Consider the following 17,626-nt stretch of genomic DNA (forward strand, 5'->3'; position numbering starts at 1 on the left):
ATGGATACGTCGTTGGCGGGCCGGGCGCGTCGGTTGTTCGAGTTCCTGCGGGGTGCGCAGCGGCTGAAGTCCAGCCCGGTGCGCTCGGTGGACGTCTATCAGCGTGAGGGTGAGGTGCTCTGGCTTTCCGATGTGCCCGAGCACCCGGCGATCACCGTGTCCGAGGACGGCGGCGACGGGCCGCTGCTGGCCGTCGAGCGGGTGATGGTGGCCGATCCGCCGGACCCGGGCGACGAGCTGGGCCGGTGGCTGACCGAGCCGCTCGACCAGCCGGACGAGGAGCCGTCGCTGCGCGAGCGCATTGTCGAACCGTCCGATGAGGACAGTCCCAAGACGCTGGAACTGAGCGACTTCACCCGGATGCGGGCGCGCTACAGCAGCTGGTTCGCACGCTGGGAATCGTGGGCGGACCAGGCCCGGATCGACCGCCCGGCGCGTGACCTCTACGGGAAGCTCCACCAGATCTACATCAAGTCGACGGAGAGCCCGGAGGACTTCGAACTCATCGTCGGCACCGGTTGCTTGAGCTGGGAGCCGATCAAGCGGCATCTGCTCACCAGCGCCGTCGCGGTGCATTTCGACGACCGGACCGGGGTGCTGGAGGTCCGTGCCGTCGAGTCGAGCGAGCCGGTGCGGCTCGAACTGGACATGGTCGACCCGGGACTGATCACCGCGCCCGAAAAGATCAACGACATCCAGGCGGATGTCAAAGCTTATGAAGGACCGGCGCTCGACCGGGCCGCCACTGGCGACTTCGTCCGCAGGCTCGTGCACAGCCTCGATCCCGACGGCGAGTACCGCGACGAGAACGAGCACGCGCCCGCCGGCAGGCACGCGGTCGCCGCGTTCGCGCCCGCGCTCATCCTGCGCAGGCGCAACTACCAAGGCCTGATCGAAATCTTCGACACCATGCTCGCCCAGCTAGACCGGACCGGCGAGGTGCCGGACGGGCTGATCCCGCTGCTCGACCCCGACCACGTCCCGTCGGCGCCGCAGGCCGCGGGCGAAGGCGCGATCCTGAACGTCGACGGCGAGCCGTTCCTGCCGATGCCGGTCAACGACAAGCAGCTGTCGGTCATCAGGCGGGTCGACGTCCTCGCCCAGACGCTGGTGCAGGGGCCGCCCGGCACCGGCAAGACGCACACCGCCGCCGCGCTGATCGCCCATCTGCTCGCGCAGGGCAAGCGCGTGCTGGTCACCGCGCAGACCGACCGCGCGCTGCGCGAGGTTCGCGAGAAGCTGCCGGACGAGATCAAGCCGCTCGCCGTGGCCGTCGTCGGCACCTCACGTGAGGACATGGCCGACCTCAAGCTCGCCGTCCAGGAGATCGCGGCGGCCGCGAGCGACCACGACGCCGAGGCGAACGCCCAGGTCATCCGGGACCATCTCGCCACGATCGACCGGCTGGCCCGCGAGCGCTCCAAGCTGCACAGCAGGCTGCTCGAAGCACGGGAACGCGAGGTCAGGGACCGCGAACACCAGGGTTACCGCGGCACGCTGTCGGCGATCGCCCAGCGGATCACCGCCGAACAGGATCAGTACGGCTGGCTCGAGCACGCCGCGGGTGAACCACCGCTGAGTGGCCGCGAGGCGACGGAATGGCTCGGGTATCTGCTCGACTGCGGTCTCGAAGCCGACGAAGCGCAAGCCCGAAGCCGATTGATCGAGCTGGACCGGCTGCCCGACCCGGCTCGGTTCGCGCGGCTGGCCGCGGCCGAACGTGCCGCGCTGGAGCAGGCGCAACGTTTCGCCCGCGTCGTCAGGCACCCGGCATTCGCCGCTGTGGCGAGGCTGGAACCCGGTCAGCGCGGTGAGGTCCGGCAGCGGCTGCGCGAACTCGCCGCCGAAACGGAGCAGCTCGGCGGCCGCCCCGAGCAGTGGCTGGCCGACGCGCTGCGTGACGTCCGATGTGGACGCGCGGAGCCGTGGCGAGCACGGGCCGCGACGATCGCGGATCTGGTGTCCACTTGCGACACTTCGGCGAACCGTGTCGGCCCGCTCGTCGAGGTTTCGGTGCGGGAAGGCGACATCGGCGGACAGGTCGCGCTGGCCACCGAGGTGCGCAGGTTCCTCGACGGCGGCGGGACGATCAAGACGCTGGCCGACGGCTCCCCGAAGATCGGCGCGTTCGCGCACAAGACCGTCAAGCAGGCACAGCCGCTCTTCGACGCGGTCAGGGTCGACGGTGTCGCGCCGACGTCGATCCCGCAGCTGGAGACGTTCATCGCGTGGGCCGAGGCGACCAAGGCACTGACCGCGCTGGACCGCGCGTGGCCGGAGAACACGGTCATCCCGGCGGAGGACACCGTGCAGGAACGGCTGCAATGGCACGTCACCGAACTCGCCCAGCTGCATCGGGTGCTCGCCCTCGCCGACCGGCTGACCGCCGAGGAGCAGCGGCTCCAGTGGCTGAAGCTCCCGCCGCCGAACTGGGCAGACCTCGCCGACGTCCGCTGGTACGCGGGTCTCGTGGACGCCGTGTCGGCACAGGAAGCCTTGGCAGCGGCCAGAAAGCCGCTCGGCGAGCTGGAGACGCTGATCGGTGAAGCGGCACAGTGGACGGACGCCGCGCGGTGCGTCGTGGACCTGCTGGGCGCGGTGCGGAGCCGCCGTCACGAGGAATTCGCCACCGCGCACCGGAAACTGGCCAGACTGTGGGAGGTGCGGCAGCAGGCCGCACGTCGCGATGACCTCGCCTCGCGGCTCGGTGATGTCGCGCCGGAGCTGTGTCGCGTGATCGAGGAAACCCGGCACGAAAGCGTTTGGCAGACCAGGATTCCGGGGTTCGCGGAAGCTTGGCGCTGGGCGGCCACCCGAGCCTGGGTGACCGAGTTGGACGCGATCGACGTGAACGCGGTGCAGTCCCAGATCAGCGGCATCGAGCGGAGCCTCCGGAAGGAGGTCGAGGCCGTCGCGGCCTGCCGGGCCTGGGACCACGCCGCGTCCCCGGACCGGCTCAGCGGCACCGCGCGCGCCGACCTGACCCAGTACGCGCAGCTGGTGCAGCGGGCGGGGAAGAACACCGGCGCCTACCGGCACCAGCGCCGCGCGGAGATCCGCAAGGCGATGGACCGCTGCCGCCCGTCCGTGCCGGTGTGGATCATGCCGATCTACCGCATCGCCGAGCAGCTGCGCGTGCGGCCGGACATGTTCGACGTGGTCGTGGTCGACGAGGCGTCGCAGGCGGGCACCGAGGCCGTGTTCCTGCAGTACCTGGCCAAGAAGATCGTGGTGATCGGCGACGACAAGCAGGTTTCGCCGTCCGCCGTGGGCGTCGACCAGCAGGAGCTGCGCGATCTCGCGCGGCAGTACCTGGCAGACGACCGGTACCGCGATTCCTGGCAGGACCCGAAGCGGAGCCTGTTCGACGAGGCCAAGATGCGCTACGGCGGGCTGATCACGCTGACCGAGCATCGCCGGTGCGTGCCCGAGATCATCGGGTTCTCCAACCGGATCGCCTACGAGCCGGACGGCATCCGGCTGATCCCGGTCCGGCAGTACGGAGTGGACCGGCTCGACCCGGTCAAGGCGGTCTACCTCGCGGACGGCTACGAGCGAGGCGTCACGCACAAGAGCAACCCGGTCGAGGCGGAGGCGATCGCCGAGCAGATCGAGAAGTGCGTCGCCGACCCCGCCTACGACGGCAAGACGTTCGGCGTCATCTCGCTGCTCGGTCCCACCCAGGCGAAGACCATCGAGTCGCTGCTGCTCGCGCGGATCCCGCGTGAGGAATGGGCGAGCCGCGACCTCCGCTGCGGGGACGCCGCGGACTTCCAGGGCTCCGAGCGGGACGTGATGTTCCTGTCGATGGTGGCCGCCCCGATGCCGGACAAACGCATGGCGGCATTGACGCAGGAGCAGTACGTCCAGCGGTTCAACGTCGCCGTTTCCCGTGCGAAGGACCAGGTCTGGGTGTTCCACTCGGTGCGGCCCGACGAGCTGCCGAACCGGGAATGCATGCGGTTCCAGCTGCTTGACTATTGCTACGGCGTGCTCGAGCGCGGGCGCGCGGACGTGGCGTGCGAGGCGGTGCCGGAGGACCGGCGGGTCGAGCCGTTCGACTCGCTGTTCGAGCAGCGGGTGTTCAACCGGATCGTGGACCGCGGCTACACGGTGATCCCGCAGTACGAGGCGCAGGGGTATCGCATCGACCTGGTGATCGTCGGCGGGCACGGCAGGCTGGCGGTCGAATGCGACGGCGACCGGTGGCACGGGCCCGACGCCTATGACCACGATCTGGCGCGCCAGCGTGACCTCGAACGCTGTGGCTGGCGATTCGTCCGCGTCCCGGGGTCCGCGTTCGACATCGATCCGGCCGCCGCGCTCGCCGGGCTGTGGGAGATCTTGAGCGACGAGGAGATCCGGCCGGCTGGCTGGACACCGATGGCCGAGCCGGAAGTGGTGGTAGAGCCCGAGTGGCCCGTCGAAGACGAGGTCGGCCCGGAGGCTTACGTGGCGTATTCCGGCGTCCAGCCACCGGTCTCGGAGGTGTCACGCAACGAGCTGATCGAGGGCATCGCCGAGATCGTTGCGGTGGAGGGCCCGGTGCTCGGCGAGCGGATCCACCGCGTGTACATCCAAAGCTCGGGCGGGCGGCGGGTCGGCTCGGAGCTGGCCCGCTCACTCAACTCCGCGGTGAGCCTGGCGGTCCGTCGCGGCGTTCTGCTGGCGGACGACCCGCTCGGGCAATCCGGGGTCCGGCCGATCACCTACCGCCTCCCGGACCAGCCACTCGTCCGGCTCCGGGAGCTGGGACCCCGTGATCTGCACGACATGCCCCCGCGCGAACTGGCCGCGGTCATGACCGAGGTGGCCGGGACGCTCGGCTGGGCCGACGAGGAGGCGCTCTTCCGCGCGGTGCTCGACAGGCTCGGCTTGAAGCGCCTCACCGCCAACGTCCGGGCCCACCTGGCCGACGTGGCCACCCTCGCCCGCGGCTAGGGCAAGAACGGGATAAAGCGGGCTTTATGCCGGGAAAAGCGCCCGGAATAAAGCCCGCTTTATCCCGCTGGGGTTCAGGACTGCAGCGCGGCCTGGATCTCGATGTCGATCTTGACCTTCTCGGACAGGAAGGCGTTGCCCTCCGGGCCGACACCGAAGTCACGGCGGTTGACCGTGGCCGAGGCGGAGACGCCGATGGTGTCGACGTTGTTGTTCGACGGGTTCGGGCTGATGCCGTTGAACTCGGCGTCGAGGGTGACCGGGACGGTCGCGCCGCGCCAGGTCAGCTCGCCGTCGATCTTGTAGTCGCCGCCGTCCTCGCGGATGCCGGTCGACCGGAAGGTGATGGTCGGGTGGTTCGCGACGTCGAAGAAGTCGCCGGTCTTCAGGTGGTCGTCGCGCTGGCCGTTGCCGCTGGCGACCGAGGCCGCGTCGATCTCGACGGTGACGTGCGAGTCGAGGATGTTCTCCGCGGTCACCACGGTGCCGCCGAAGCCGGTGAAGTTGCCGCGCGACTTGGCGATCCCCAGGTGCTTGACGCTGTAGGCGACGTCCGAGTGGGCGGTGTCGATCGCCCAGGTGCCGGTGACGTAGCCGGGGATCTGAGTCGGTGCGCTCATGGCGGGGTGCTCCTTGTGCAAGTCTGGTGGTTGAGCTCTCAACAACGACCATAGCGCGATCTAGTTGAGAGCTCAACTAGGGGTATCATGACGGCATGTCCGAAACCCGATGGCTCAGCGAAGACGAGCAGAACGTCTGGCGTGAGTTCACCGCGGCCACCGGGATGCTCATGGCGCACATCGAAGGTCAGCTGCAGCACGAATCCGGCATGCCGCACGCGTATTACGGCGTGCTCGTCGCGCTGTCCGAAGCCCCTGGCAGGCGCCTGCGGATGAGCGAGCTCGCCGACGCGCGCAAGGCCTCGCGGAGTCGCCTATCTCACGCCGTCGCCCGGCTCGAGGCGAACGGCTGGGTCCGGCGCGAGTCGTGCGGGAGCGACAAGCGGGGCGCCTGGGCGATCCTCACCGACCGGGGGTTCGCCGCGCTCGAAGCGGCCGCGCCGGGCCATGTCGAGACCGTGCGGGAGAGCCTGTTCGACCCGCTGACCCCCGAACAGGTGAAGACGCTCGGCGAGATCAGCAGGGCGATCCGCAGCAACCTCTCGCCACGCTGTGAGGCCGCGCAGGCGGCCATGGAAGCCGCCGAAGCAGAGTGAGCGAACGCACGGGCACCCACCAGCGTGTCAGCACCGTCGGTGCCAATGGATAGGCTGCCTTCGCCCACCTTCCCCCGCAGCCAGGTGCCCCTCGCATAATGCTCAACATCTTCGCGCGTGAATCCGTCTCCCGCGTCACCGATCCGATCGGCAAGGCGCTGGTGCGCCTCGGCCTGTCCCCGAACTCCATGACCGTGATCGGGACGGCGGGCGCGATCGCCTGCGCGCTGGTGTTCTTCCCCAACGGCTGGCTGCTCACCGGCACCTTCACCGTGTGGGGCTTCGCGATGCTGGACCTGCTCGACGGCGCGATGGCCAGGGCCCGCGGCTACGGCACCCCGTTCGGCGCGGTGCTCGACGCCACCTGCGACAGGCTGGTCGACGGCGCGTTGTTCGCCGCGATCGCCTGGTGGTGCTTCGCACGGGACGACAACCACCCCGCCGCCGCGGCCGCGCTGATCTGCCTGGTGCTCGCGCAGGTCATCTCCTACGTCAAGGCTCGCGCGGAGGCCTCCGGCTTCTCCGCCGACGGCGGCCTGGTCGAACGCGCCGAGCGGCTGATCATCGCGCTGGTCGGCACCGGCCTGCACGGCTTCGGCATTCCGTACACGGTGGACATCTCGCTCTGGCTGCTCGCGGCGCTCTCGGTGGTCACGCTGCTCCAGCGGATGGCCGCGGTGGCCAAGGCGGCTCGGGAGGCGAAAAAAGCATGAGCTTCGCGGGACGCCTGGCCGACTGGGGCTACGCCGCCGGGTGGCAGCTCGCCAAGATGCTGCCCGAGTCGACCGGCTCCGGGCTGTTCTCGCTCGGCGCGGACCTGGCGTCCCGCCGTGACGGCGCCGGCGTCCAGCAGCTGCGCAAGAACCTGGCCAGGGTCGTCCCGCAGGCCGACGCGACCGAGCTGGACGAGCTCACCAAGCGCGCGATGCGCTCGTACGCCCGGTACTGGCACGAGTCGTTCCGGCTCCCGTCGATGGACCACAAGGAGGTCAGCCGCAAGGTCGCCGGTCTGATCACCGGCGTGGAGAACCTCGACGCCGCGCTCGCCGAAGGCAACGGCGCGGTGATGGCGCTGCCGCACAGCGGCAACTGGGACGCCGCCGGTGTCTGGCTCGCCGACTACCTGGGCGGGTTCACCACGGTCGTCGAGCGGCTCAAGCCCGAGTCGCTGTTCAAGCGGTTCGTCGCCTACCGCGAGTCGCTCGGCTTCGAGATCGTGCCGCTGACCGGCGACAGCGCGGCGATGCGCGTGCTGCTCAAGCGGCTGCGCGAGAACAAGGCGATCTGCCTGGTCGGCGACCGCGACCTCACCAACTCCGGCGTCCCGGTGAAGTTCTTCGGCGAGCAGACCCGCATGCCGGGCGGCCCGGCCCGGCTCGCGGCGGCCACCGGCGCCGCGCTCATCCCGGCCGGGTGCTGGTTCACCAACGACGGCTGGCAGATCCGGCTGCACCCCCGTATCAGGGTCAACGCCCGCGAGGAGGTGCCCGCCGCCACGCAGGCGCTGGCCGACATCTTCGCCGGTGACATCGCCGCCCATCCGACGGACTGGCACATGCTGCAGAAGTTCTGGATCGCCGACCTCGAGGCCGAGCACCGAGTCAGCCTGGGCGCATGAAGATCGGCATCGTCTGCCCGTACTCGTTCGACGTCCCCGGGGGCGTCCAGGGGCATGTGGTCGACCTCGCCAAGGTGCTGATCGAGCGCGGCCACACCGTGTCCGTGCTCGCGCCCGCCGACGAGGACTCCGACGTTCCGTCCTTTGTGCACCCAGCGGGCAAGGCACTCGGTATTCCCTACAACGGCTCGGTCGCCCGCCTGCAGTTCGGCCCGGTGTCCTATGCACGGGTCCGCCGCTGGCTGCACGACGGCGACTTCGACGTGCTGCACCTCCACGAGCCCGCGGTGCCCAGCCTCTCGCTGCTGGCACTGAAGATCGCGGACGGCCCGATCGTCGCGACCTTCCACACGGCGACGCCCCGTTCCCGCACGCTCGCCGCGTTCCAGCCGGTGCTGCGCCCTCTGCTGGAGAAGATCACCGCGCGCATCGCGGTGTCGGCATTGGCGCGCCGTGTCCAGGTCGAGCACGCCGGTGGCGACGCGGTCGAGATCCCGAACGGCGTCGACACGGACTTCTTCGCCTCGGCCAAGCCCCTCGACGGTTACCCGAGGCACGGCGGCACGGTCGGTTTCGTCGGCCGCTTCACCGAGCCGCGCAAGGGCATGGGCATTCTGCTTGAAGCGCTTCGCTCGCTCCTGCCCGAATTCCCGGAACTGCGCCTGCTGGTCGTCGGCCGAGGCGACCCCGACGAGCTGCGCCGGGAGGCCGGTCCCGCACTGGCCCCGCACCTGGAGCTCCTCGGCCAGGTCGACGACGAGACGAAGGCACGCGCGCTGCGCAGCGTCGACGTCTACTGCGCGCCGAACACCGGCGGCGAGAGCTTCGGCATGATCCTCACGGAGGCCATGGCCGCCGGAACCCCGGTACTCGCCAGCAACCTGGACTCGTTTCGCCGCGTCCTCGACGACGGCCGCGCGGGCGTCCTCACCGAAACAGGCGACCCACTCGCACTCGCCTCGGCATTACGCGAGCTGCTCGAAGACCCCGCCCGCCGCCTGTCACTGGCCGCCGCGGCGGGCGAGCGGGTCGCGATCTTCGACTGGTCCGTGGTGGCCACCCAGGTCTTGCGCGTCTACGAGACCGCGGTCGCGGCCGACCCGCGCCGGGTGAGCGACTCTGAGCGGGAGTTCTCGTGACTTGGCTGATCGCGCTGCTCGTCGCCCTACTCGTACTCGGCGGCTTGTTCTTGGTCGCGACGGCCAACCGCCTCGACCGCCTCCACGTCCGCCTCGACGCCGGCTGGCTCGCCCTCGACGCCGCACTCGCCCGCCGCGCGGTCGTCGCCCGGACGGTCGCTTCGTTGAACGGCTTCCCCGGTCTGCACGCGCTGGCCGAGCGCGCCGAAGCGGCCCCGCGCGCGGAACGCGAGTTCGAGGAGAACGACCTGACGCTGCGCCTGGCGGAAATCGACCGCAGCACCTTGCCTGCTTCGCTGGCCGACGAGCTCACTGATGCCGAGCACCGCGTCGTCATCGCGCGGCGCATGTACAACGATGCCGTCCGGGACACCCTCGCGCTGCGGCGTCGTCGCAAGGTCCGCTACTTCAAGCTGGCGGGCACGGCCCCGCACCCGGTGTACTTCGAGATCGCCGAACCCGACGTCTAACCCCCTTCCACCTCGCGCAACCGTTGCCGGATGTCGGCGGCACGGTGAGGGCCGCCGTACTCATCAAAGAGCGCTGCGGCCTCGCGCCAGCATGAGATGGCCTCGGCGGCTTCGCCGGTTTGGTACAGGGATATCGCGAGCGTGGCCAGTGCTTCGGCTGTAGAGGTCTGGAATTGGCCGACTGCTCGGCTGAGGATGATCGCTTCCCGACAAAGCATGATCGCCTTTTCGTGGTTGCCGAGCCCTTGCCATGCTTCGGCCACAAGGCGCAGAGCACCTGACTCTCCAGTGAGATCGCCGGAGCGTCGGCGGAACTCGAGACCGCGCTCCCCATGTTCGATTGCCTCCCGGTAGCGATTGAGGCCGGAATAAGCGCGGCTCAAATTTCCTTCGACGACCGCTTCTTGTCGTTCGCTGGCATTATCCCGAGTCAAGGGCAGCGTCTCTTGCAGATAACGTAGCGCTTTCTCGAACTGCTCTCGGTCGCAGTACATAGCGCCAAGGTTGTTGAGTGCCCCTGTTTCTTGAGTTCGGTTGTGAGCGGTACGGGCGAGCTTCAAGGCGTAGTCGAGGTCGTCTTGCGCCTTGTTCCATCGTCGCAAGTCCATGAACGCTTCGCCGCGGATGCTAAGGAATTTCATTTCCGCTTCAAGGTCTCCGCAGGATCGTGCTACCGCCAGACCTAAACTTGCGCTGTCGAGACGTTCATCCCAGCTGCCAGACAACCCAAGGAACCGCGTACATTCGGCTAAATGGAGGGCATGCTCGTGTAATTGGTTGTTAACTGCGTTGTGTAGAGCGGCAAGGAGGTTTCTCCTTTCTGACTCGAACCATTCGAACGCGCGTGCTCGATCAAGAGATGGTGCCGCGTCAGTGGGAGCAGGCAGCCTTAAGCTGAGTCGAGGATGAGCGGGGAATAGCACTTGGTCACAGGCGAGAGCCATATGGGTGTACCAGCCAAGAAGAGTTTCCATGGCCTTCATGAGGCTTTCATTGGAGTCGTCGTGATGCGCTCTGTCAGCGGCGTAGGCGCGAAGTAGGTCATGGAGCCGATAGCGGCCACGCCCTGTTGGCTCAACCAGATTCGCTGCGGCCAAGTCGTCCAGGAGGTTGCGAGCCGTCGGCAGATCGAGATCAGTGAGCGCAGCCGCACTGCGCGGGGTGAGATCGGGGCCGGGATGCAGGCCGAGAAGTCGGAACGGCCGTGCTTGATCGGCGGGCAGGCGCTGATAGGACCAGTCGAACACGGTCCGCACTGTGGCTAACTCGTCGCTACCGCGACTCAAAGCATTCAGCCCTTCTTCAGCCAGTTCGGCGACGACCTCCGCGACTGTGGTCTGCGGGTGCGCGGCGACCTTGCTGGCGGCGATGCGCAATGCGAGTGGCAGCTGGGCGCAAAGTCGGATCAGGCCTTTCACCGCCTCCGGCTCGGCTTCGGTGCGGTCGGTGCCGATGATGCCGCTGACGAACTGGAGTGCTTCGGGCGGGCTGAGCAGGTCCAGATTGAGCCGGTACGCGGCCTCGGTGACGACAAGCCCGGTGAGGCTGTCACGACTGGTCACGAGCACCATGCAGCCAGGCGTGCCCGGGAGCAGGGGACGGACCTGGGCCGCGCTGTTGGCGTTGTCGAGCACGATCAGCATTCGCCGTCCGTCGAGCAGTGACCGGTAGAGGGCGGCTTGGGCGTCGGCTCCGGTCGGCATCTTGTCGGCTGGGGTGTCGAGCGCGCGAAGGAATCCGTCCAAAGCCTCGCCGGGGCTGGCGGGTTCGCCGGGGCCGTAGCCGCGCAGGTTGATATGCAAGGTCCCATCGGGGAAACGGTGCTGTACGCGGTGAGCCCAATGCACCGCCAGCGTGGTCTTGCCGATACCCGCGCACCCGTCGACCGCCGAGATCACGACCGCCCGCATCTCCTCGCCTTCGGGCGGTATCAGCTTGTCGAGCGCGGCCAGATGCTCCGCGCGTCCGGTGAAGTCGCGGACCGCGAGTGGCAACTGTCGTGGCACGTTCCGCGGCACCGTGGGCGAGCTCGCGGCATCGGGCGGATAGGGATGGTCCGGAAGCGTGATCCATCCGGTGGTGGTGGTTTCCTTTTCCGCCACCGAAACCTGGCGGTAGGTCGCGGGTGCCGCGCCCGGGCTGTGTCGTACGACGTCGTCGAAGAACCAGTTCGAGGTGATCACCGCCAGCACACCCGGTGAGGCGGCGAGCGCTGCCTTCAACGGCGCGGCGTCGATGAGCCGGAATGCCAGCGTGAGCGACGCCGAGGTGACGCCGTGGGCGTCGTAGTAGACCTCCCCGGCGTGCAATGCCAGCCGCAACCGGATCCGTTGCGCGTCAGGGTGGGTTTCGTTGTGCACCCGGAGCGCGGTGATCAAGTTGGGCGGCAATGATTCGACGAAGAGCGGCTTCGGTGCCGTTGCCGGGGCGAGGATGAAGATCGCGTCACCGCGGTCCTCGCGGTAGCAGTCCGCCCATGGCAATCCGGCTGTGGTGAAGGCCTTCTCCACCACCTGATAAAGCCCGTCACGGACACCGCGCTGATGGGTGTTCGTCCGGCGGCGGTCCCCGAAACCTTCGATGTCCACGACAACGATCGTGTGATGCCGGACCTCCATCTCAGCGCGTGCAGCGTCTGATGACCCAGGCGCTGTAGGCCCACACATGTTTCTCGGCCTCGTAGCAATCGGTGAACCCGGCGGCGTCGGATTTGCCTTGCGCGTCCCAGCGCGCGTACATCAAGGCGAATTCCGGGCCGAAGCTGCTGTCGCCGTCACCGCGGAAATCCCTTGTCTCGACGGCGGATGCGAGCGGAGCGCCTAGCAACGACACGGCGGCCGCGATCATCAGGGCTTGCTTAACGATTTTCGTCATACGGAAAACGGTAGTGAGTGCGTGACGGTGGCACACTAGCCCGCATGGCTGCACCAGATTCCTCTTGCGAAGTTGCGCACGGCAACGCGGCACCCAAAACGGCGGAACGCACCCTCGTCGCCGTCTTTGCCTCGCCCGTCGCGCGCTTCCTGCTCACCTACGCCCGGGACCTCGGTTACCGTCCGATGCTCTTCGAACCCGACCCCATGCGCGAACTGCCCACAGGTGTCAAAGTCTTCTTTTCGGCGCCCGACGTCGACGCCAACGCCGACATCGTGGTCACCGACCACCACCGCCCCGAGCTGGGCTCCGTCCTGCGCGACGTCCTCGCGGGCCCGTCACGCTGGATCGGCGTGCTCGGCAACCCCCGCCACCCCGGCCCGCACGTCGACGCCCTCACCGCGCTCGGCGTCCCCGCCGCGGACATCGCCCGTGTCCATCGCCCGGTCGGCCTGAACATCGGCTCGCGCACCCCCGCCGAAATCGCGATCGCGACCCTGGCAGGCCTCATCGCCGACCGCAACGCCCGCCCCGGCGGCTTCACCTTCTAAGGCTCGAAAAACCCCGAAAGTGACTTTCGTCAGATGCGACCTGACGAAAGTCACTTTCGGGGAATAAGACCTGACGAAAGTCACTTTCGGGCAAAACAAGGCCGGGTCAGTGGGCGGCGGCTCCCTGGGGCATGGGTTCGAAGCGGGCGTGGTGGCGGGTGAACGTCGCCGTGCCCGAGGTGAGGGAACGCAGGTCGATCGCGTAGCGGATCAGTTCCGTTGCCGGGACTTCGGCGTGGACGATCGTGCGGCCGCCGTCGTCGGCCTCGGTGCCCATGACGCGGCCTCGGCGGGAGGACAGGTCGCCCAGTACGTTGCCGAGGTGTTCGTCCGGCAGGCGGACCGCGACCTCGTCCAGCGGCTCCAGCAGGGAGACCCGGCCGTTGGCGGCCGCGTCGCGCAGCGCCAGAGCGCCTGCCGTCTGGAAGGCGGCGTCCGAGGAGTCGACGCTGTGCGCCTTGCCGTCGACCAGGGTGACGCGGACGTCGATGACCGGGTGACCGTCGACCAGCCCGCGCGCTAGCTGGGCGCGGACGCCCTTTTCGACGCTGGGGATGAACTGGTGCGGCACCGCGCCGCCGACCACCTTGTCGACGAACTCGAAACCGCCGCCGCGGGGGAGCGGCGCGACCTCGATGTCGCAGACGGCGTACTGCCCGTGCCCGCCGGACTGCTTGACGTGGCGGCCGTGCCCGCGCGCCGGCGCCGCGAAGGTCGAGCGCAGGCTGATGCGCACGGGTTCGGTGTCGACGTCCGCGCCGCCCGCGCGCAGGCGCGAGAGCACGACGTCGGCGTGTGCCTCGCCCATGCACCACAGCACGAGCTGGTTCGTCTCGGCGTTGCGGTCGAGCCGCAGCGTCGGGTCGCCCGCGACGAGCCGGGAAAGGTTGCGCGCCAACGTGTCCTCGTCGCTGCGGGTCTTCGCGATGACCGCGACCGGCAGCAGCGGCTCCGGCATCGCCCACGGCTTCATGAGCAGCGGCTCGTCCGGTGACGACACCGTGTCGCCGGTTTCGGCAGAGCCGACCTTGGTCAGCGCGCAGAGGTCGCCCGCCACGCAGAACGGGACCTCGCGCAGGTTCGCGCCGAGCGGGGAATAGAGGTGCGCGACGCGCTCGTCGGCGTCGTGGTCCTCGTGGCCGCGTTCGGCGAGGCCGTGCCCGGACACGTGGACCGGGCGCTCCGGCCGCAGCGTCCCGGAGAACACCCTGACGAGTGAAACCCGGCCGACGTAGGAGTCGACGGCCGTGCGGACGACCTCGGCGGCGAGCGGCCCGTCGGGGTCGGTGGTCAGCGTCGCGTGCGGGGTGCCGTCAGGCGCCGTGACCTCGGGCAGCGGGTGCTCCAGCGGTGACGGGAACGCCCTGATCATGCCCTCGAGCACCTCGGAAAGCCCGAGCCCGGTCGTGGAGCAGACCGGGATCACCGGATGGAAGGAACCACGCGCGACGGCGGTCTCCAGGTCCGCGATGAGCGTCGCCTCCGGCACCTCCTCGCCCGCCAGATAGCGGTCCATCAGCGTCTCGTCTTCGCTCTCGGCGATGACGCCCTCGATCAGCTCGTTGCGCGCCTGGGTCATCCGGTCCAGGTCGGCGGGGTCGGGGTCGGCGACCTTCGGCGGGAACCCTTCCGAGTAGTCGAAGAACCGCTGCGTGATCAGCCCGACCAGGCCGTTGCCCGCCGGTAGGTAGAGCGGGAGCACGCCGCCGCCGAACGCGGCCTGGCAGGCGGCGATCTCGGCCTGCGCGTCGGCGCGGTGGTGGTCGAGCCTGGCGATGACGACCGCGCGCGGCATCCCGACGGCCGCGCACTCCTCCCACAGCGCGATGGTGGCGGCGTCGACGCCTTCGGCGGCGCACACCACGAACAGCGCGGCGTCGGCGGCGCGCAGACCGGCACGCAGCTCACCGACGAAATCGGCGTACCCTGGCGTGTCGATCAGGTTGATCTTGTAGCCGTTGTAGACGACCGGAGCCACGGACAGCCCGACTGAGCGCTGCTGCCGGACGGCGGCGGGGTCGTGGTCGCAGACGGTGGTCCCGTCGACCACCGACCCGGCCCTGTTCACGGTGCCCGAGGCGGCCAGCAACGCCTCGGTGAGGGTGGTCTTGCCGGACCCTGACGGGCCGACCAGCACTACATTGCGCACCTTCGCGGGATCGTCCACAGCGACGGCGGCCCCGGAGTCTCCGTTCCTGCTTTGTTTGTCGGCCATTTCACTCTCCTCATCGAGCAGTGTGCCCTCGATCACACACCCGATATGCTGGCGGCGGCAAGACCTGGGGCTAGGGGGCTGGGGTATGACATTCAATCGGCGTACATTCCTGCGCGTTTCCGGAGCGGGCGCGGTGGTGATCGGGGTGAGCGGAGCGTCGGCGCCGCGGCTCGCGCATCCGCGCTGGGACAAGCTGCGAGCCAAACTCAAGGGGCAGCTCTATCTGCCGTCGGATCCTGGTTATGACGGTGTCCGCACGGGCTTCATGACCATGTTCGACGACCAGTTCCCGGCCGCGGTGGCCAAGGTCGCGCGGCCGGAGGACGTCCAGGCGTGCGTCGAGTTCGCGGCGAGATACGACATCCCGATCGCCGCACGCAGCGGCGGCCACGGTTATGTCGGCTATTCGACGCCTGACCGGGGCCTGGTGGTCGACCTCGGGCCGCTGAACGCGATCGAGGTTCACCCGGACGGGCGGGCGGTCGTCGGTGCGGGGGCGCGGCTCGGCGAGGTCTACACGGCGGTCGCGAAAGCGGGCAGGCTGCTGCCTGCCGGATCGTGCGCGACGGTCGGGATCGGCGGGCTGGCGCTCGGCGGCGGGATCGGCGTCCTCGGCCGGAAATACGGGCTCACCTGCGATCGGGTGGTCTCGATGCGGGTCGTCACGCCGGATGGGCGGCTGCGGACCGTGTCGGCGTCCTCGGAACCTGAGCTGTTCTGGGCGCTGCGTGGCGGCGGGGGCGGTAACTTCGGCATCGTCACCTCGTTCACCTTCGACACCGCGCCCGCGCGCGACCTTTCCGTGTTCGCGCTGGGTTTCGTGCCGGAGGCGCTGCCGTCGGTGCTCGCCGCCTGGCACGACTGGGTGCTGTCGACGCCGGACGAGATGTGGGCGAGCATCGGGATCTCGGGTGGTGTGCAGCCGTCGTTCGGGCTCGAAGGCTGTTTCGCCGGGCCCGCGAGCGCGGCCGCGCCGTTCCTCGACGACCTCGTCCGGCGGGTCGGCAGCAAGCCGACTTCGCGGTCGGCGGAGGATCTGAGCTACTTCGCGACCATGGAACGGTTCGGTGGCTGCGGTGACTTCACCGCGCCCAAGTGCGGCCCGAGCTGGAGTGGCGGGAAAGGCCAGTACGCCAGGGGCGCGTACGTGGGCGCGTCGCGGATGATCTCCGCTCCGCTGTCCGACCCGGCGCATTTCGCCGAGGTCGTGACCGCGACGCCGACGATGTACACGATCGTCGACACCTTCGGCGGGGCGATCGCGCGCGGGGATTCGGCGTTCCCGCACCGCGACGCGGTGTCGAGCACGCAGATCCTGCTCGACGTCGGGCCGTCGACCGGCGACGAGGCCACCGTGCGGCGGCAGGTCGGCCAGGTCCGCGACGAGATCGGCAGGATGACCGGGCCCGCCGGATACGTGAATTACCTCGACCCGGAAATGCCGGACTGGGCGCACGCCTATTACGGCCGGAATCTGCCGAGGCTGCGCCGGGTCGCGAGGAAATATGACCCGGAAGGGTTGTTCGCGTTCGCGCAAGGTCTGTCTACAAAGGAGTGACCTTAGACTCGGCGGGGTGCCGCAATTCGCGCTGACCGCCCAGGACATGGCGCACACTCGCTTCGCGTTCTCCCCGCTGTGGGAATGCGTCGCGAGTGTGCGCGTGCTCAAAGACCCCGGCGGCCACGCGGTGCACCTGCCGTGGGCCAAGCGGGCCCAGCAGCGGATTTCCCAAGCGGGACTGGACATCAGGCTGCTGGGCGACCTGGTGCCCGACCGGCAGCTGCCCGCGTTCCTCACGCCGACCCCGTCGACGCCGGTCCCGGACCTGGAGCACGAACTCGACGTCCTGCGTGATGTGCCCGCGCGGGTGGTCCGCCGTGATCTGGACACAATGGACTCGTACGGCTCCGGTGGTCTCGCGAAGTTCTATCGCGATCCGGCGAAAGGCCTGGAGCGGCTGGCGTCGCTGATCGAGGCGTACTGGGCGCTGGTGCTCGAACCGTGCTGGCGGCGGATCAGCGCGCTGCTCGAGGCCGAGGTACTCCATCGGGCCAGGCTGCTCGCCGAGCACGGCGCCGAGCGCCTGCTCGACGACCTCTCGCCGATGGTCGCCTGGCACGAGGGCGCGCTGACGGTCGCGCACGCGCACCTGCACGCCGTCCACCCGCTCGGAGCGCGCGGATTGGTGCTGGTGCCGTCCGCCTTCGCGTGGCCGAAGGTGTATTCGAAGACCGATCCGCGCTGGCAGCCCGTGCTGCGCTACCCGGCGCGCGGTCTCGCCGGGCTGTGGGACGAGGGCGGCGCGGCCGCGCCCCGCGAACTGGCCGCGGTCGTCGGCCGGGGGAGAGCGATATTGCTCACGGAATTGGCCGCCCCGGTGGCCACTTCCGAGCTCGCCGCGAGGACCCGCATGACCCCGGCGGCGGTGCGCGGGCAGCTGACCACTTTGCGGGCTGCGGGCCTGGTCAGCGCACAGAAAGTAGGCCGCGAGACGCTCTATGTGCGGACCGGGGCCGCCGACGGTCTGGTGGCCTCGGGTGGCGAAGTGGACTGCTGAAATCGTCGCGTACTGGCCTGGGTGAGCGGTCCACGTGGCACCTA

Annotated in this window: 13 protein-coding genes; 9 read left to right on the forward strand and 4 right to left on the reverse strand. The window is 69.1% G+C overall.

All coding sequences use genetic code 11. The features are described 5' to 3' along the window. On the forward strand, nucleotides 1-4,941 hold the full coding sequence (locus BLV57_RS01515; RefSeq protein ID WP_091285577.1) for an AAA domain-containing protein: 4,941 nt from the start codon (nucleotides 1-3) through the stop codon (nucleotides 4,939-4,941). A 74-nt stretch (nucleotides 4,942-5,015) separates the two neighbouring features. Here the strand turns inward: BLV57_RS01515 and BLV57_RS01520 are convergent, their stop codons facing one another. Continuing rightward, on the reverse strand, nucleotides 5,016-5,561 hold the full coding sequence (locus BLV57_RS01520; RefSeq protein WP_091285579.1) for a YceI family protein: 546 nt from the start codon (nucleotides 5,559-5,561) through the stop codon (nucleotides 5,016-5,018). Nucleotides 5,562-5,656: 95 nt separating this feature from the next. On the opposite strand from BLV57_RS01520, the gene BLV57_RS01525 reads away from it, so the two are divergent. From BLV57_RS01525 to BLV57_RS01545, 5 genes are all read left to right on the forward strand, one after another. After that, nucleotides 5,657-6,157 (forward strand): MarR family winged helix-turn-helix transcriptional regulator, encoded by a 501-nt coding sequence (locus BLV57_RS01525; protein WP_091285582.1) that lies wholly within the window; start codon nucleotides 5,657-5,659, stop codon nucleotides 6,155-6,157. A gap of 98 nt (nucleotides 6,158-6,255) precedes the next feature. Further along, nucleotides 6,256-6,870, forward strand: a complete 615-nt coding sequence (pgsA, locus tag BLV57_RS01530; protein WP_091285586.1) for a phosphatidylinositol phosphate synthase — start codon at nucleotides 6,256-6,258, stop codon at nucleotides 6,868-6,870. Further along, nucleotides 6,867-7,775 carry a phosphatidylinositol mannoside acyltransferase gene (locus tag BLV57_RS01535; RefSeq protein ID WP_091285587.1) on the forward strand — a complete coding sequence of 303 codons (909 nt, stop codon included), beginning with the start codon at nucleotides 6,867-6,869 and terminating at the stop codon, nucleotides 7,773-7,775. Before pgsA ends, BLV57_RS01535 begins: the two co-directional genes overlap by 4 nt. Then, the gene (locus BLV57_RS01540) at nucleotides 7,772-8,914 is read left to right on the forward strand and encodes a glycosyltransferase family 4 protein (protein ID WP_091285590.1); all 1,143 of its coding nucleotides are present in this window, start codon (nucleotides 7,772-7,774) and stop codon (nucleotides 8,912-8,914) included. Before BLV57_RS01535 ends, BLV57_RS01540 begins: the two co-directional genes overlap by 4 nt. Continuing rightward, nucleotides 8,911-9,384: an NUDIX hydrolase gene (locus BLV57_RS01545; RefSeq protein WP_091285591.1), complete on the forward strand. Its 474-nt coding sequence runs from the start codon at nucleotides 8,911-8,913 to the stop codon at nucleotides 9,382-9,384. The genes BLV57_RS01540 and BLV57_RS01545 overlap by 4 nt, the downstream gene beginning before the upstream one ends. Here BLV57_RS01545 and BLV57_RS01550 read toward each other — a convergent pair. Together BLV57_RS01550 and BLV57_RS01555 are read right to left on the reverse strand one after the other, a co-directional pair. Next, nucleotides 9,381-11,972, reverse strand: coding sequence for an ATP-binding protein (locus tag BLV57_RS01550; protein WP_245757094.1), 2,592 nt, complete (start codon nucleotides 11,970-11,972; stop codon nucleotides 9,381-9,383). The genes BLV57_RS01545 and BLV57_RS01550 overlap by 4 nt on opposite strands. A gap of 31 nt (nucleotides 11,973-12,003) precedes the next feature. Beyond that, a complete protein-coding gene (locus BLV57_RS01555; RefSeq protein WP_245757095.1) occupies nucleotides 12,004-12,258 on the reverse strand; it encodes a hypothetical protein in 255 nt (84 codons plus the stop codon). Between the two features lie 44 nt (nucleotides 12,259-12,302). Here BLV57_RS01555 and BLV57_RS01560 point away from each other — a divergent pair, with 44 nt between their 5' ends. Continuing rightward, complete coding sequence (locus BLV57_RS01560) at nucleotides 12,303-12,809, forward strand: XdhC family protein (protein ID WP_091285598.1); 507 nt, start codon at nucleotides 12,303-12,305, stop codon at nucleotides 12,807-12,809. Between the two features lie 106 nt (nucleotides 12,810-12,915). Here BLV57_RS01560 and BLV57_RS01565 read toward each other — a convergent pair whose 3' ends face one another. Beyond that, nucleotides 12,916-15,024: an elongation factor G-like protein EF-G2 gene (locus BLV57_RS01565; RefSeq protein ID WP_091287817.1), complete on the reverse strand. Its 2,109-nt coding sequence runs from the start codon at nucleotides 15,022-15,024 to the stop codon at nucleotides 12,916-12,918. A gap of 85 nt (nucleotides 15,025-15,109) precedes the next feature. Here BLV57_RS01565 and BLV57_RS01570 point away from each other — a divergent pair, with 85 nt between their 5' ends. Together BLV57_RS01570 and BLV57_RS01575 are read left to right on the forward strand one after the other, a co-directional pair. Further along, a complete protein-coding gene (locus BLV57_RS01570; protein ID WP_091285599.1) occupies nucleotides 15,110-16,582 on the forward strand; it encodes an FAD-binding oxidoreductase in 1,473 nt (490 codons plus the stop codon). A 16-nt stretch (nucleotides 16,583-16,598) separates the two neighbouring features. Further along, nucleotides 16,599-17,582 (forward strand): ArsR/SmtB family transcription factor, encoded by a 984-nt coding sequence (locus BLV57_RS01575; protein WP_091285601.1) that lies wholly within the window; start codon nucleotides 16,599-16,601, stop codon nucleotides 17,580-17,582. The last annotated feature ends 44 nt before the right edge of the window (nucleotides 17,583-17,626 follow it).

It is taken from the genome of Amycolatopsis xylanica, assembly GCF_900107045.1.
GTDB classification, from domain to species: Bacteria; Actinomycetota; Actinomycetes; order Mycobacteriales; family Pseudonocardiaceae; genus Amycolatopsis; species Amycolatopsis xylanica.

Bases quoted from the DNA above. Each gene is read 5' to 3' on its own strand.
- BLV57_RS01535 (WP_091285587.1), top strand. From the start codon at position 6,867: ATGAGCTTCGCGGGACGCCTGGCCGACTGGGGCTACGCCGCCGGGTGG.
- BLV57_RS01555 (WP_245757095.1), bottom strand. From the start codon at position 12,258: ATGACGAAAATCGTTAAGCAAGCCCTGATGATCGCGGCCGCCGTGTCG.
- BLV57_RS01560 (WP_091285598.1), top strand. From the start codon at position 12,303: ATGGCTGCACCAGATTCCTCTTGCGAAGTTGCGCACGGCAACGCGGCA.
- BLV57_RS01515 (WP_091285577.1), top strand. From the start codon at position 1: ATGGATACGTCGTTGGCGGGCCGGGCGCGTCGGTTGTTCGAGTTCCTG.
- BLV57_RS01525 (WP_091285582.1), top strand. From the start codon at position 5,657: ATGTCCGAAACCCGATGGCTCAGCGAAGACGAGCAGAACGTCTGGCGT.
- pgsA (WP_091285586.1), top strand. From the start codon at position 6,256: ATGCTCAACATCTTCGCGCGTGAATCCGTCTCCCGCGTCACCGATCCG.
- BLV57_RS01520 (WP_091285579.1), bottom strand. From the start codon at position 5,561: ATGAGCGCACCGACTCAGATCCCCGGCTACGTCACCGGCACCTGGGCG.
- BLV57_RS01565 (WP_091287817.1), bottom strand. From the start codon at position 15,024: ATGGCCGACAAACAAAGCAGGAACGGAGACTCCGGGGCCGCCGTCGCT.
- BLV57_RS01540 (WP_091285590.1), top strand. From the start codon at position 7,772: ATGAAGATCGGCATCGTCTGCCCGTACTCGTTCGACGTCCCCGGGGGC.
- BLV57_RS01570 (WP_091285599.1), top strand. From the start codon at position 15,110: ATGACATTCAATCGGCGTACATTCCTGCGCGTTTCCGGAGCGGGCGCG.